At 36.2% G+C, this 15795-nt stretch carries 12 protein-coding genes and 2 tRNA genes; 2 read left to right on the forward strand and 12 right to left on the reverse strand.

What is annotated here, in order from left to right; all coding sequences use genetic code 11:
- Positions 1-2 precede the first annotated feature (2 nt).
- The 6 genes from E0W73_RS16680 to E0W73_RS16705 are packed head-to-tail and all read right to left on the reverse strand — an operon-like array spanning position 3 to position 8351.
- On the reverse strand, positions 3-1397 hold the full coding sequence (locus E0W73_RS16680) for a cation-translocating P-type ATPase (protein WP_135223181.1): 1395 nt from the start codon (positions 1395-1397) through the stop codon (positions 3-5).
- A 27-nt stretch (positions 1398-1424) separates the two neighbouring features.
- On the reverse strand, positions 1425-1970 hold the full coding sequence (locus E0W73_RS16685) for a c-type cytochrome (RefSeq protein ID WP_135223182.1): 546 nt from the start codon (positions 1968-1970) through the stop codon (positions 1425-1427).
- Positions 1971-1978: 8 nt separating this feature from the next.
- The gene (locus E0W73_RS16690) at positions 1979-2503 is read right to left on the reverse strand and encodes a DUF3341 domain-containing protein (RefSeq protein ID WP_135223183.1); all 525 of its coding nucleotides are present in this window, start codon (positions 2501-2503) and stop codon (positions 1979-1981) included.
- A complete protein-coding gene (gene nrfD, locus E0W73_RS16695) occupies positions 2496-3896 on the reverse strand; it encodes an NrfD/PsrC family molybdoenzyme membrane anchor subunit (protein WP_012023712.1) in 1401 nt (466 codons plus the stop codon). Before nrfD ends, E0W73_RS16690 begins: the two co-directional genes overlap by 8 nt.
- 34 nt (positions 3897-3930) lie before the next feature.
- Entirely contained in the window at positions 3931-6990 is a 3060-nt protein-coding gene (locus E0W73_RS16700) for a TAT-variant-translocated molybdopterin oxidoreductase (protein WP_135223184.1), read from the reverse strand.
- Positions 6991-7022: 32 nt separating this feature from the next.
- The gene (locus E0W73_RS16705; protein WP_135223185.1) at positions 7023-8351 is read right to left on the reverse strand and encodes a c-type cytochrome; all 1329 of its coding nucleotides are present in this window, start codon (positions 8349-8351) and stop codon (positions 7023-7025) included.
- 219 nt (positions 8352-8570) lie between these two features.
- On the opposite strand from E0W73_RS16705, the gene E0W73_RS16710 reads away from it, so the two are divergent.
- Positions 8571-8960 carry an SPOR domain-containing protein gene (locus tag E0W73_RS16710; RefSeq protein WP_135223186.1) on the forward strand — a complete coding sequence of 130 codons (390 nt, stop codon included), beginning with the start codon at positions 8571-8573 and terminating at the stop codon, positions 8958-8960.
- 152 nt (positions 8961-9112) lie between these two features.
- Here the strand turns inward: E0W73_RS16710 and E0W73_RS16715 are convergent, their stop codons facing one another.
- The 4 genes from E0W73_RS16715 to rimP form a co-directional block, all read right to left on the reverse strand.
- The gene (locus E0W73_RS16715; RefSeq protein WP_135223187.1) at positions 9113-9622 is read right to left on the reverse strand and encodes a DUF4920 domain-containing protein; all 510 of its coding nucleotides are present in this window, start codon (positions 9620-9622) and stop codon (positions 9113-9115) included.
- Between the two features lie 169 nt (positions 9623-9791).
- The gene (gene infB / locus E0W73_RS16720; protein WP_135223188.1) at positions 9792-12662 is read right to left on the reverse strand and encodes a translation initiation factor IF-2; all 2871 of its coding nucleotides are present in this window, start codon (positions 12660-12662) and stop codon (positions 9792-9794) included.
- A gap of 58 nt (positions 12663-12720) precedes the next feature.
- Positions 12721-13974, reverse strand: coding sequence for a transcription termination factor NusA (gene nusA / locus E0W73_RS16725; RefSeq protein WP_135223189.1), 1254 nt, complete (start codon positions 13972-13974; stop codon positions 12721-12723).
- A 19-nt stretch (positions 13975-13993) separates the two neighbouring features.
- The gene (gene rimP, locus E0W73_RS16730) at positions 13994-14458 is read right to left on the reverse strand and encodes a ribosome assembly cofactor RimP (protein WP_162847719.1); all 465 of its coding nucleotides are present in this window, start codon (positions 14456-14458) and stop codon (positions 13994-13996) included.
- A 174-nt stretch (positions 14459-14632) separates the two neighbouring features.
- Here rimP and E0W73_RS16735 point away from each other — a divergent pair, with 174 nt between their 5' ends.
- Positions 14633-15457, forward strand: a complete 825-nt coding sequence (locus tag E0W73_RS16735) for a universal stress protein (RefSeq protein WP_135223191.1) — start codon at positions 14633-14635, stop codon at positions 15455-15457.
- 83 nt (positions 15458-15540) lie between these two features.
- On the opposite strand, the gene E0W73_RS16740 is transcribed toward E0W73_RS16735, so the two are convergent.
- Both E0W73_RS16740 and E0W73_RS16745 read right to left on the reverse strand, forming a co-directional pair.
- Positions 15541-15611, reverse strand: a tRNA-Gln gene (locus tag E0W73_RS16740).
- A gap of 108 nt (positions 15612-15719) precedes the next feature.
- A tRNA-Gln gene (locus E0W73_RS16745) sits at positions 15720-15790 on the reverse strand.
- Positions 15791-15795 lie beyond the last annotated feature (5 nt).

Consider the following 15795-nt stretch of genomic DNA (forward strand, 5'->3'; position numbering starts at 1 on the left):
TATTAATAATGAAAATGTTTACTTTCTTCAATGAAAGGATTTCTTTTTGCCAACAAAGGAGCTTTAGTCAATGCAGTAAATACTACAAAAATAAATAAACCTAAGAAGAAAAGGATAGAAGCAATTTCTGGAACCCCAATAAACCATCTCTCTCCAACAGTACCAGGCATAATCATATTAAAGAAATCTACATAATGTCCTAGTAAAATAACGATACCAGCCATTACAACAACCCAGTTAAGACGTTTGAAATCTGAATTGATTAAAATTAACAATGGGAAAACAAAATTCATAACAACCGCTCCAAAGAAAGGCAAGTTGTACAATTGGATTCTTGTTACGAAATAAGTAACCTCCTCTGGAATATTAGCGTACCAAATCAACATGAATTGTGAGAACCATAAATAAGTCCAGAATACACTGATACCAAACATGAATTTTGCCAAATCGTGAATGTGACTGTTATTTACATATTCTAAATAACCTTTAGATTTTAAATAAATAGTTACTAATGCAATTGTTGTAATACCGCTTACAAAGAAAGAAGCAAAAACATACCAAGCAAATAAAGTACTAAACCAGTGAGGATCAAAAGACATAATCCAATCCCAAGCCATGATAGATTCAGAAACTATAAAGAAAACTAAGAATCCAGCAGATGCTTTGAAGTTCTTTTTGTAGAACAAATCGTCATTAGCCTCGTCTTGAGCTAAACAGTTCTTTCTAGAGAAATGACGGTAAATATTCCATCCTAATAAAAAGATAAAAGCTCTAATAATCCAAAATGGGAAATTTAAATATCCAGATTTACCAGCGATAATTGCATCATAATTAGGGTGTCCTTGTTTTGTTACACCTTCACCTAACCAAACAAAAATGTGGTTAGCATGTAATCCGCATAATACCAAGATGATAAAGAAAATTACAGAACCAGCCGGTAAATAAGCTGTAATACCTTGCATCACTCTAAACAAAACTGGAGACCAACCTGCCTGAGCAACTTGTTGAATAGCATAAAATGCTAAAACTCCCATTGAAAGTAGCAAGAAGAAAATACAAGCTACATATAAAGCAGACCAAGGCTTATTCTGCAACTGGTGCAATACATGCTCTAAATGTTTTTCGTGTTCATTTGCACCCGAAACTTCATCATGTGCAGCTTTTTTGTGTGAATCATGAGCGCTCTCAGCAGTTTCATGATGCCCTTCAGCTTTATGAGAACCTTCAGCTGCAGCTTCATGAGAACTTCCATGAGCTCCATGAGCGTCTGCTTCTAGTATTTTTTCAACTTCTTTTATATCTTTTGGTGCACTTAAAAAACCATACCCAATTCCTAATATACCAACGGCCATTAAGATGATAGAAAAAGTTTTTAATTTACTTGAAAATGTATACATATCTATTACGATCAGTTTGTTCAACAATTATAATTGGCTTTTTAGTTTCAGAACATAGTCAGCAACTAACCAACGTTCGTGAGCACTTAATTGATTTGCATGTGAACCCATTGCATTTAAACCATAAGTTTCAACATGAAAGATACTTCCTTCAGTGATTTCTCTGTCTTTATAGCTAGGTACTCCAAGAAATTTTTCTCTTTCAACCAATTTACCTTTACCATTACCAGTCGCTCCATGGCAACTGATACAGTAAATTTCGAAAAGTTCTTTTCCTTTTCCAGAATTTCTCTCAATAGAATCCAAAGGTGATTTTAAATTAGCTTTTGCTAACTCGTAACCAGCTGTTGAATTTTCATATTCATAAGGTTCATAACCTCTATTAATAGTTCCTTCTACAGGAAGCTGTCCTTCTTTTCCTCCTTTAAATACTTTTGCTTCTGCATAAGGCTCGTAAGCAACAGATTCATACATATTTGGGAAATACTGATAGTTTGGTGCCGAATTATTGTGGCAAGATGAAACTAAAATAGTTATACCAACTAGAAGTGTTATTTTATATATCCTTTTCATAGCTACAATTAATTCTTTTCAATTACTTTAACTTCAACAGCTCCAGTTCCTTCAAAGAAAGACACTAATTCTGCTTCGTTATTATTTACGGCAACCTCCATTAAAAAATGGTCATCAGTTGTTCTTACATCTGGATTTTCAGCTTCTTTAAATGGCCATAATCTACTTCTCATATAAAAAGTGATTACCATTAAGTGCGCTGCAAAAAATACAGTCATCTCAAACATAATCGGCACAAAAGACGGCATATTCTGGATGAAACTGAAACTTGGTTTACCACCAATGTCTTGAGGCCAATCATGAATCATGATGTATCCCATCATTGTCGTAGCAACAGAAATACCAACACATCCGTATAAGAAAGCACATATTGCTAATCTTGTTGGCGCTAATCCCATAGCTTTATCCAATCCGTGAACTGGGAATGGAGTAAAAACCTCTTCAATATAATGATGAGCAGCTCTGGTTTTCTTTACTGCATCCATCAAAACGTCATCGTCATTATAAATGGCGTGTATAACTTTATTACTCATGATGTGAATCTTTATTTGCTCTTTCTCTAATGTAATTATCTCCTGTTCCTTTCAAAATTGTTTTAACCTCCGCCTGAGCAATTACAGGGAATGTTCTAGAGTATAATAAAAACAATACGAAGAAGAAACCAATTGTTCCGATGAAAATTCCAATATCTACAAATGTTGGTGAGAACATTGTCCAAGAAGATGGAAGGTAATCTCTATGTAAAGAAGTAACAATAATTACGAATCTTTCAAACCACATACCGATGTTTACTACAATCGAAATGATGAATGAGAACATGATACTAGTTCTTAATTTTTTGAACCACATAAACTGAGGAGAGAATACGTTACAAGTCATCATAGACCAGTAAGCCCACCAGTAAGGTCCAGTTGCTCTGTTCAAGAAGGCATACTGCTCATACTCTACACCTGAATACCAAGCTACGAATAACTCAGTGATGTAAGCTACACCAACAATAGAACCTGTAATCATGATAATGATGTTCATTAATTCAATATGTTGCAATGTAATGTATGCTTCTAAGTTAGAAACTTTTCTCATAACAATAAGCAAGGTATTTACCATTGCGAATCCAGAGAATACCGCTCCAGCAACGAAGTATGGAGGGAAGATTGTGGTATGCCATCCAGGAATTACAGAAGTAGCAAAGTCCATAGATACAATTGTGTGTACCGAAAGTACAAGAGGAGTTGCCAAACCAGCAAGTACTAAAGATACCTCTTCAAAACGCTGCCAGTCTTTTGCTCTACCGCTCCATCCAAAACTTAAGATAGAATAAACTCTTTTGTTAAATGGCGTTATAGCTCTATCACGAAGCATTGCAAAGTCAGGTAATAGACCAGTCCACCAGAAAACTAATGAAACTGAAAGATAAGTTGAAATCGCGAATACGTCCCAAAGTAATGGTGAGTTAAAGTTTACCCATAAAGACCCAAATTGGTTTGGAATAGGTAAAACCCAGTATGCTAACCATGGGCGTCCCATGTGAATGATTGGAAATAGACCTGCTTGAACTACAGAGAAAATGGTCATAGCTTCCGCAGAACGGTTAATAGCCATTCTCCAACGTTGACGGAAAAGTAATAATACCGCAGAAATTAATGTTCCAGCGTGACCAATACCTACCCACCAAACGAAGTTAGTGATATCCCAAGCCCAACCAACTGTTTTATTTAATCCCCATGTTCCGATACCGGTAGATACGGTGTAAATTATACAACCTAACCCCCAAAGGAAGGCTACTAATGCGATTGTAAATACAATCCACCATTGTTTATTTGCAGGTCCTTCAACAGGCGCAGCTACATCTACAGTTACATCGTGATATGATTTATCACCTATAACTAAAGGTTTTCTAATGGGTGCTTCGTAATGAGACGACATAATCCTTTATATTGTTTCTTAATTAATAATTTTACTAAGTATTTCTAACTTTTACATGATAGAAAACGTTTGGTTTTGTACCAACATGTTCTAATAAGTGATAAGCTCTTTCGCTTTCAGCTAATTTAGCAACTGCGCTTTCTTTATCATTTACATCCCCAAATACCATTGCTCCAGAAGAACAAGCAGCAGAACAAGCACAAGCATTGTTGAACTCATCTTTAGCAACCACTCTACCTTCGCGTTTAGCTTGAAGGATTACAGCTTGAGTACTTTGGATACAGAAAGAACATTTTTCCATAACCCCACGAGAACGTACGTTTACGTCTGGATTTAATACCATACGACCTAAATCGTCATTCATATGATAATCGAATTCACTGTTTTTGTTATACAAGAACCAGTTGAAACGACGCACTTTATAAGGACAGTTGTTAGCACAGTAACGAGTACCAACACATCTGTTGTAAGCCATGTGATTTTGACCTTGACGACCATGAGATGTAGCAGCAACAGGGCAAACAGTCTCACAAGGAGCGTGGTTACAGTGCTGACACATTACTGGTTGGAATGCAACTTGTGGATTCTCGCCTGGGTTCTCCATTTCATTGAATGTAGACAATGAGCTAGATAATCCTGCGATTCCTTCTTTTCTCTTATTGTCCCCTTCAAAAGTACTTTCAGAAGAATAGTATCTGTCGATACGTAACCAGTGCATATCACGGCTTCTTCTTACCTCTGCTTTACCAACAACTGGTACGTTGTTCTCAGCGTGACAAGCGATAACACAAGCCCCACATCCAGTACAAGCATTTAAGTCGATAGAAAGGTTGAAGTGGTGCCCAGTAGTACGATCAAATGATTCCCATAAATCTACAGTTGAAGCTTGTACTTCTTGGTGATCTAGAGATACCATTGGTTTCTCGTTCCAATGTTCAGCACTTTCTTTATTAAATATATCTAAAGTAGTTTCTTTGATGATATCACCTCTTCCCATTAAGGTTTTCTGACCTTGAACACAAGCAAACTCATGCTCACCTGCAGCTTTCACAATAGAAACAGACTGAATTCCGTTGAAACCTTTATATAAAGCGTAAGCGTTTAAACCTACTTGCATTTCTTCTTTTAGAGAAGCTTTACGTCCGTAACCAAGAGCAAGACCTAAAGTTCCAACAGCTTGACCTGGTTGAACAATTACAGGAACATTCTCTAACTTAATTCCGTCAGCAGTTGTAATAGTAGCATAACTACCATTTAAACCTCCATTTGCAACAATTTCGTTAGATAAACCAAGTTTTTTTGCATCAGAATTTGAAACAGTAACATAGTTATCCCAAGAAACTCTTGTAATTGGATCTGGAAACTCCTGCAACCAAGGGTTGTTTGCATGTTGCCCGTCACCCAAACCTGTTTTAGTGTATAATACTAATTCGTATTCACCAGCAGCTTTAGATTTTGAAAGAGCATTTGCTGCTGCAGAAGCATCAATTGCTCCACCAGCTAAAGCAACAGATTCTGTTACATAAACTCCATCATGCAATACTTTATTCCAAGATGATCCCGCTGTAAATGCAGCTGAATTAGCTTTTAAATAATCATAGAAAGTACCAGCAGTGCCGTTTAATGACAATAATACATCCTGAAATTGTTTTGTATTAAAGATAGGACGGATAGTTGGTTGTGTTAAACTATATGTTCCTTTTGTTATCTCAACATCACCCCAAGACTCCAAATAGTGAGGAGCTGGAGCTGCAATTTTAACTAGAGATGCTGTTTCGTCTTCTTTTAATGAAAAGGCTACCGAATTCTGAACTTTTTTCAATCCTGATACGAAAGCTTCTGAGTCAGCCAGAGTATAAACTGGATTTACACCGCTCATGATTAAAGTATGAACACTTCCAGCATTCAAATCTTTAATTAATTGCGCAACAGCAGCATTAGAACCTTTTCTAATTTGTCTTGCACCAGCAGTAGTAAAAGCTTCGCTAGCCAATATTTGGTTAATAGCTAAAACTAATAACTGAGCATTCTTATCTTCAATTCCAGATACCAAAACTCCTTTTGATCCAGCAGCTTTAAGCTGTTGTGCAGCTTTTACTACTTCAGCTTTAGCATTTCCTTCTAAAGCTACGGGTATAGAAGCACCTGCAATAATATTATAAATTTGAACTAAAGCTTGCTTTTGAGCAACTGTAGTCATTGGAACACGCTTATCAGCAGCAGCTCCAGATAATGTCATGTTTGATTCAAACTGGAAGTGACGAGACATTTTTCCGTTTTGAGGAATACGTCCTTTTGCATATCCAGAATCATATCCTCCACCTTGCCAGTCTCCTAAGAAATCAGCGCCAACAGATACAATTAAAGAAGCTTTTGAAAAATCATAATCCACTAAAGCTCTTTGTCCGTATACAGTTTCAAAAGCATCTAAAGCTTCAGATGAAGAAACCGCATCATATACAACGTGCTTAGCATTTGGATTTTTAGCAATAAACTCAGCAATTAATTTCTCTGTAGATGGACTTGCTAAAGTATTAGTTAACAATACAACCTGGCCTCCTTTAGCTTTTGCTTCTGCTAAGCTAGATTTGATCTCTAAATCTACAGCTGACCAAGTAGAAGGTTTTCCTTTTACTTTAGGCTCTTTCAAACGAGTGCTGTCATACAATCCTAAGATTGATGCATGAATTCTAGCATTTGCAGCAAATTTAGCTCCAGCAATTGTATTGTTTTCAATTTTAATTGGACGACCCTCACGAGTTTTAACCAAAAGGTTTGCAAAATCAAAACCATCAAAAACGGTAGTTGCATAATAATCTGCAACACCAGGAATGATTTGCTCTGGTTGTAATACATAAGGGATAGACTTGTGAACTGGACCTTCGCAAGCAGCCAATGTAACAGCTGCAGTACTAAACCCTACGTACTTTAAAAAGTCACGACGTGAAGTTCCAGATGAAGATAAAGCTTCAGCATTACCTAAAAACTCATCAGTTGGAATTTCTTCAACGAATTCGTTATTTCTAAGCGCCTCAACAATAGAGCTATTTTCTAGCTCCTCAACACTTTTCCAGTATTTTTTGTTTGATGACATTGTATATATATATTAAAATCTTAATAAATCGATTAATAGTGGCATTTACCGCATTCTAAACCTCCCATTTGCGCTGCAGTTAATTTCTCTACACCGTATTTTTTAGAAAGTTCAGCATGAATCTTATCATAGTAAGCATTGCCTTCCATCTTAACATCTGTTTTTCTGTGACAGTCAACACACCATCCCATTGTTAATTTAGAGTATTGCTTCATGATTTCGAATTCTTGTACTGGACCGTGACAAGTTTGACATTCAATTCCAGCAACAGAAACGTGTTGTGAGTGATTGAAGTAAACAAAATCAGGAAGATTATGAATACGAACCCATTTTACTGGCATCGTTTTACCAGTATAAGCCTGTTTAGTCTTATCCCATCCAACAGCATCATATAATTTTTGGATTTGAGCATCGTAAAATGCTTTGCTGTATTCAGCTGTAGCAGTAGTTTCTGCAACTTCTGAAATGTTTTTATGACAGTTCATACAAACATTCAATGAAGGAATACCAGCTGTCTTACTTACACGTGCAGCAGAGTGGCAATATTTACAATTGATTTCATTATCACCAGCGTGAATTTTGTGAGAGTAGTGAATTGGCTGAATAGGCTCATAATCTTGATCCACACCTACCTGCATTAGGTATCCGTATACAAAATAACCACTTGCCAAAAGTAAAAAGATTGAAGTAACCAAAACCAAGAACTGATTTCGAACAAAAGCTTTCCAGATTGGAGTTCTAGCCTCTTTTGGAGCAACCTCAATACCGTTTCTATTTGCTACTTTAGTAAGCACTTTGTTCACCATGAACAACATAACCACCAAGATAGCCATTACAAGAGCAAGAGCCCCTAAAATAATATTATTTGAAATCCCACCACCTTGCACATCTGTATTAGGAGGCGTTGTAGGACCTGCGGTAGCAGGTTCAGCTTTAGGCTGAGAAGTATAAGCAAGAATGTTATCAATATCCCCTTCAGAAAGCTGAGGAAAAGATGTCATTACTGCTTTATTGTTTTCTTCAAAAAGTTTAACAGCAACAGGATCACCTGACTTAATCATGTCAGAACTGTTATGCACCCACTTGTAAAGCCAAGCTTTATCATGTTTCTCGGCAACTCCCCTTAAAGCAGGTCCAGTTGACTTAGCATCTAATTTGTGACATGCAGCGCAATTTGCATTAAAAAGTTCCTTCCCTTTTACTGGATCACCGCCTTCTGCAGCAGGCGCAGCCGCCGCAGCTTCAGGCGCTGCAGCAGCTGCAGGCTCTTGAGCGAATGACGTTAGGGAGAAAATCAAAGTCAGCGATAAGCTAAGCAATAATTTTCTTGAGATCGAATTATGGTTACCCACCTTTTTCATATAGTATAAATAATTGTCTACTAATTTTTGGTATGATTTTTTCTGTTCTAAATAGAGCTAAATCGATACCGTCTTTTAAAACCTGCACAAAAATACGACTTATGAACTATTCTCAAAACCTTAAAATACTCTTAAATATCAATTTATATCAATTCTAAATAATATTAAAATTTTACATCCGAACTTTAAATAGTATTTTTGCATAAAAACCATCACATTATGAGAATTTTAAGCCCTTCAAAAAGCCTTATGCTGGCAATTACAACGATTGCTTTTGCACATAATATTAACGCACAAGACCAAAATTTAACACTGAATCAAGACAGCAAATTTGAGCAGCTTCTTAACGAGAAACGTAAAATTAACACGTCATTAAGCACAAACGACACCTATAGAATTCAAATCTTTAGCGGAAAAAGCGATGAAGCAAAAAAAACACTCTCTGATTTTAAAAGAGAAAATTCTGCTATTGACGGCACCATAATTTTCAGCACACCAAATTACAAAGTAATTGTTGGAAATTTTAAAACGAGGATTGAGGCCGAAAGAAATCTAATTGAAATCAAAAAAAGGTACAAAAGCGTTTTTCTTCTTAAGCCAGGAAAATAAAAAACAACAAAAAAGCGAGATATAAATCTCGCTTTTTTTATAGAATTAAAATCTTATTTCAAGTATTGCAACTTCTTTTACAACAGAAGATAGCTTATTAAAATCATTATTTCAACTCTGTTTTCAGAGCAGCACAAGGCTAAAAGAAGGAATTAATTAACCACTTTAATTCCACTTGCTAAAAAACGAATTTCTTCTTTTGGAGTCTTAATTGCATCAATTTCAGCTCTGGATTTCTTAGCATCTTTAGCATAATGTTTCAACTCCTCAACAGAGGTGATTTTCTTCTCTGCCACACCCTCTAAAACCACATTTTTACCTTTTAATGCGGTCGGAACAAAAAACGCATAATCTTTCATTTTAACAAAAAACGAAGTCCCCTCCTCTGTCTTGATAGTTACCCAACAACCTCTTTTTGGACAAACACCCGTAACTTCTCCTTTAACAGCAACATTTTCGGCTTTATTTTTGCCTTGTAGCTCACCGTCGAGCTCTTTAACAGAAACAGCTCTATCGACCACTACATTAGGAATATCAGCTCCATAAAAATCTCCTACAAGTGCATTTCCGTGAGGCGGCGCCGGTTTCTCTACCGCTTCTTGAGCAAAAGATAGAGTTGAAAAACTTATAAATAAAACGAATGAGCAGAGTGCTAATTTCATATTTCAATAGTATTAAAAATTAATTACTCCAAAAATACTATTAAATCTTGAGATAACTCAAAACATATTTTTATTAACAAATCCTAAAAAATCAAAAATCAATTTCAAAAAAGTACTGGCAAAAAAAAGTCCCAATTTTCATTGGGACTCTTCATATGTTTTCGAAATATTATTTCAATTTCTTTTTAATTGCCACTTCGTGGTAAGCTTCAATCACATCATTAATCTCGATATCATTAAATCCTTTGATCTGAATACCGCAGTCGTAACCTTTTGTTACTTCTTTAACATCGTCTTTGAATCGTTTTAAAGCAACGAGTTCACCAGTATGAACCACGACACCTTCTCTAATAACTCTGATTTTAGATGTTCTCAAAATTTTACCATCTGTTACCATACATCCTGCAATTGAACCAACTTTAGAAATCTTGAAAATCTCACGAATCTCTGCAGTTCCCAGAACTTCCTCTTTCATTTCTGGAGCCAACATTCCTTCCATCGCATCTTTCAAGTCATCGATAGCGGCATAAATGATAGAGTAGTAACGGATATCAATTTCTTCTTTATCTGCTAGCTGTCTTGCATTTCCAGCAGGACGCACATTAAATCCGATAATAATTGCATCAGAAGCAGAAGCCAACATAACATCGGTCTCTGTAATTGCCCCTACCCCTTTATGAATAATATTAATCTGAATCTCGTCTGTAGAAAGTTTAGAGAACGAATCAGACAATGCTTCAACAGAACCGTCAACGTCCCCTTTAAGGATTACATTCAATTCTTTAAACTGACCAAGCGCAATACGACGGCCAATTTCGTCAAGTGTAATATGTCTTTGTGTACGAACTGATTGTTCACGCATTAATTGAGAACGTTTTGATGCAATTTGTTTTGCTTCTTTTTCGTCTTCAAAAACGTTAAACTTATCACCCGCAGTTGCAGCACCATCTAAACCTAAGACCGAAACTGGGGTCGAAGGACCTGCTTCTAAAACAGTATGCCCTCTTTCATCATGCATCGCTTTAACTTTACCATGATGTTTTCCGGCAAGCATATAGTCTCCAATTTTTAAAGTTCCTTGCTGCACCAAGATTGTAGATACATATCCTTTTCCTTTATCTAAATAAGCTTCTACAACAGTACCTTGCGCCGCTTTGTTTGGATTAGCTTTTAAATCTAGAATCTCTGCTTCTAATAAAACCTTTTCTAGTAATTCTTTTACTCCTGTTCCGATTTTTGCAGAAATATCATGAGACTGAATTTTTCCACCCCAATCTTCTACAAGTAAATTCATACCCGCCAAACGTTCTTTGATCTTTTCAACATTTGCATTTGGCTTATCAATTTTATTGATTGCAAATATAATCGGAACTCCCGCAGCTTGTGCGTGAGAAATCGCTTCTTTTGTCTGTGGCATAATATCATCATCCGCCGCCACTACAATAATCGCAATATCGGTAACTTGAGCTCCACGTGCACGCATCGCAGTAAACGCCTCGTGACCTGGAGTATCTAAGAATGCAATTTTTTGCCCGTTGTCTAAAGTAACTCCATAAGCTCCAATGTGCTGCGTAATACCTCCAGATTCACCAGCAATAACATTTTCTTTACGAATATAATCCAGTAAAGATGTTTTACCGTGGTCAACGTGACCCATTACCGTCACAATTGGTGCTCTTGTAACTAAATCTTCTTCTTTATCTTCAACAACTTCAATTGCTTCTTCGATATCTACCGTAATAAATTCAACATCGTAACCGAATTCGTCGGCAACAATCGTCAAGGTTTCAGCATCTAGACGCTGGTTCATGGTTACCATGATACCAAGAGACATACAAGTTCCAATTACTTTTGTAATCGGCACATCCATCATGATAGCGATTTCACCTACTGTAACGAATTCTGTAACCTTAATTGTTTTACTTCCTTCGTCAAGAGCTCTTTGTTCGTCATCAGATTTCTGACGATGCGTTTCTCTTTTATCTCTTCTGTATTTTGCCGCTTTAGATTTACCGCCTTTACCTTGAAGTTTTTCAAGCGTTTCTCTAATTTGGTTTTTCACTTCTTCTTCAGTAGGCTCAACTTTAGCAGCAACCGCAGGACGGTTTCCTTTTACAAAACCAGGTCTTGCGCTTCTATTAGCATTAAATCCGCCTCCAGAATTTTGATTGTTCTTATTTTGATTTGGAGTACCACCCTGCTGCTGGTTTCCAGTTGCTGGTTTTACAGCACCTGGTGTACCTGGCTTAGGAGCAATTCTTTTACGCTTATTTTTGTTTGCGTTGTTTCCTGCTCCTGGAACTCCTGGTTTATTTTGTGCAGCTTTTGGATCCTCTTTCTTTTTCTTAGGCTTATTGAATTGAGATAAATCAATTGTCTGACCCGTAAGAGTTGTTCCTGTCAGCTTTTGATATTGAGTAGTAATTGTCTCCTCAGATGTTGTAGGATCCAGAGATATTATTGGCTCCTGAGCTGTTTTTGAAACATCCGGCTTAACTTCATTCTTTTCGGTAATAACTTTTTCAGGTCTTTTTTCTTCAGAAGTTTCTTTTACAGGACTTTCCGGCTGTACATTTACAGGCTGAACCGGCTTCTCTGCTGGAGTCTGAACCGTTTTTGGCTCTTCAGCCTTAACAGGCTCTTCAGACTGAGCTGTCGCCGTGACAGGTTTTTTCGGATTTAAATCAATTTTTCCAACTTGTACAGGACCACTTACAACTGCTCTAGCCTTTATAACTTCCTGCTGTTTTTGGCGCTCTTCTTCCTGTCTGCGTTTGTCTTCAATTTCTTTTTCACGCTCAACACGCAGCGCTTCTTTTTCTTTTCTTTTTTCTTCTCCAACCTCTTTAGAAGCTTCCTTATTACCCTTATCGCCCGCAAATTGGCTTTGTAGGATATTAAATTCCGCATCAGAAATTTTAGCGTTCGGATTTGCATCAATAGCAATACCCTTATCTTTCAGATAATCAACAGCTCTTTCTAATGAAATATTTAATTCCCTTAAAACCTTGTTTATTCTTATTACTCTCTCTTCAGACATATAACCTTTTTATTATTACCTTTTTCGTTGTGTTGTTGAGCCGATGTAAAGCATGAGCTTAGTTATCAAACTCTTCTTTTAGTATTTTCATCACATCTAGAATTGTTTCTTCTTCTAAATCTGTCCTTCTTACTAAATCTTCTACTTCTTGTCTTAAAATACTTTTTGCCGTATCAAGACCAATTTTAGCAAACTCTTCAATTACCCATTCTTCAATCTCATCTGAGAACTCTGTTAATTCAACATCATCTTCATCTGCAACTGTACCGGCAATATCTCCTTCACGAATAACATCTAATTCGTAACCTGTAAGCTGGCCTGCTAACTTAATATTATGACCTCCTCTACCAATTGCTTTAGAAACTTCTTCTAACTTCAAGAAAACCTCGGCTCTCTTAGTGTCTTCATCGATTTTGATTGAAGATACTTTTGCAGGGCTTAATGCTCTTGTAATAAACAATTGAATATTGTTTGTATAATTAATAACATCGATATTTTCGTTTCCTAATTCACGAACAATTCCGTGGATACGAGACCCTTTCATACCAACACATGCTCCTACTGGATCAATTCTGTCATCATAAGAATCTACGGCTACTTTTGCTTTTTCACCTGGAATACGAACTACATTTTTAACTGTAATCAATCCGTCAAAAACTTCCGGAATTTCCTGTTCAAATAATTTCTCCAAAAACTTCTCTGAAGTTCTAGACATTATAATCTGAGGTTTGTTTCCTTTTAATTCAACGCTTTCAATGATTCCGCGAACATTATCTCCTTTACGGAAAAAGTCGGACGGAATTTGTTTTTCTTTCGGAAGCACAATCTCATTTCCTTCATCATCAACCAAGATAACTACTCTAGGACGCACGTGGTGCACTTCTGCCGTATAAATATCACCGATAATATCTTTAAATTGTTTATAAAGATTAGTATTATCGTGTTCATGAATTTTAGATATAAGATTCTGGCGAAGCGCTAAGATAGCTCTTCTTCCTAAATCAATCAACTTTACTTCTTCAGAAACCTCTTCACCAATTTCAAAATCCGCTTCAATTTTTCTTGCTTCAGTCAATGTAATTTCTTCATTTTCAAAATCAAGATCTTCATCGGCAACAATTACTCTTCTTCTCCAAATTTCCATATCTCCTTTATCAGGATTGATAATGATATCGAAATTTTCATCTGAACCGTATTTTTTCTTTAATGCATTTCTAAATACGTCCTCTAAAATTGCCATAAGCGTTACACGATCAATAAGTTTATTATCTTTAAACTCTGAGAATGAATCGATTAATGCTAAATTTTCCATGCGAATTTTTTAATTAAAATTAAAATGTTACCGTAACAACTGCCTCTTTTATCTCTGTGTAAGGTATTTGTTGCTCTTTTTGAACTGTTTCTTTTCCTTTTCCTACTTTTTTAGGTTCTCTTGCTTTCCAAGACAAAATTATGAAAACATCGTTAGCTTCAACCAATTCTGCTTCGATTTTTTCTGTATTTGTGGTAACAATCAGCGTTCTACCAATATTTTTCTTGTATTGTCTTATCATTTTTAAGGGCGAACCCACTCCAACCGAAGCCACTTCAAGCGAAAAATCCTGTTCTTCACGATCCAAGTTGTTTTCTATTGCACGACTTATGTCAATACAATCCTGAAGTTGCACTCCATTATCTCCATCCAAGCCCACACTAATCTTAAAAGAATCCGAAACAGCCAAGTCAACCAAAAATATTGATGGTTTTTCCAGAAGAGCCTCTGCAATTAATCCGTTTACTTTTTCTTTAAATGTCATAATTTTATAAAAAGAGGGGACACTTAGTCCCCTCATTATTTAGATTTTATTAAATAACTGTGCAAATATAGTGATTTTTTTATAAATCAAATAAATAGATTGCTCTAAAAATATTTCTTACCTTTATATTACACCTAAATTACGTATTAACCCAACCAACTTAACCTTAAAACAATGAAAAGAATTTTAGTCCCTACTGATTTTTCAGCCGATGCCGAAAACGCATTGAAAGTGGCAGCTCAAATTGCAAAAAAGAGCAATTCTGAAATCATTCTGCTGCATATGCTCGAACTTCCTCACCAGATGAACGACGCCATTACAAACGGCGCCAGCATTCCCGAAACCATGCTTTTTATAAAAAAGGCAAACGAAACATTAGATGAAATCTCCAACAGAACTTATCTTGACGGAATCGAAATTACCGAAATCGTTAAAATGGACAAACCCATTCATGGAATCACTCAAGTGAGTACAGAATACCAAATCGACCTAATTGTAATGGGCTCACACGGAGCTTCAGGCATTGAAGAATTACTAATTGGCTCCAATACCGAAAAAGTAGTACGGAATTCTGAAATTCCTGTTTTGGTAATTAAAAAAGAACGACCAGATTTTACCGCTTCCGAAATTGTTTTTGCTTCTGACTTTTCTGAAGAAACCTACAAACCTTTTGAAAAATTATTAAAATTCGCAAAAGTATTTGATTCAAAACTACATTTAGTAACCATTTGCACACCAAACAGCTTTAAGCCTACGCATGAAGTCGAAAAAATAATGAAATCATTTATTTCAAAATTTGATTCTCCAAATCTCGAAACACATATTTATAACGATACAAATATCGAAAACGGAATTATAAACTTTTCCAACAGCATTAATGCAGATGTTATTTCGATGTGCACTCACGGAAGAACCGGTTTTGCCCACTTTTTTAACGGAAGCATAAGTGAAGGATTAGTAAATCACGCCGTAAGGCCAGTACTTACTTTTAAAATCTAAACTTTTTCTACTTCAACATCCTCTTAAAAAAAGGAGAAACAACCTAAAAACAAAAAAGCTTCTCGATTGAGAAGCTTTTTTCGTTGGTCTACTAGGACTCGAACCTAGAAAGACGGCACCAAAAACCGTAGTGTTACCATTACACCATAGACCAGCAGTGCGGTTAAGCGGGTGCAAAATTAAAACTTTATTTAGTTTATGCAAATTTTAAAACAACTTTTTTGCATAAAAAAAGTCTCTCATTTCTGAGAGACTTTTTATGTTGGTCTACTAGGACTCGAACCTAGAAAGACGGCACCAAAAACCGTAGTGTTACCATTACACCATAGACCAGCAGT

It is taken from the genome of Flavobacterium foetidum (assembly GCF_004634245.1).
GTDB lineage: Bacteria > Bacteroidota > Bacteroidia > Flavobacteriales > Flavobacteriaceae > Flavobacterium > Flavobacterium foetidum.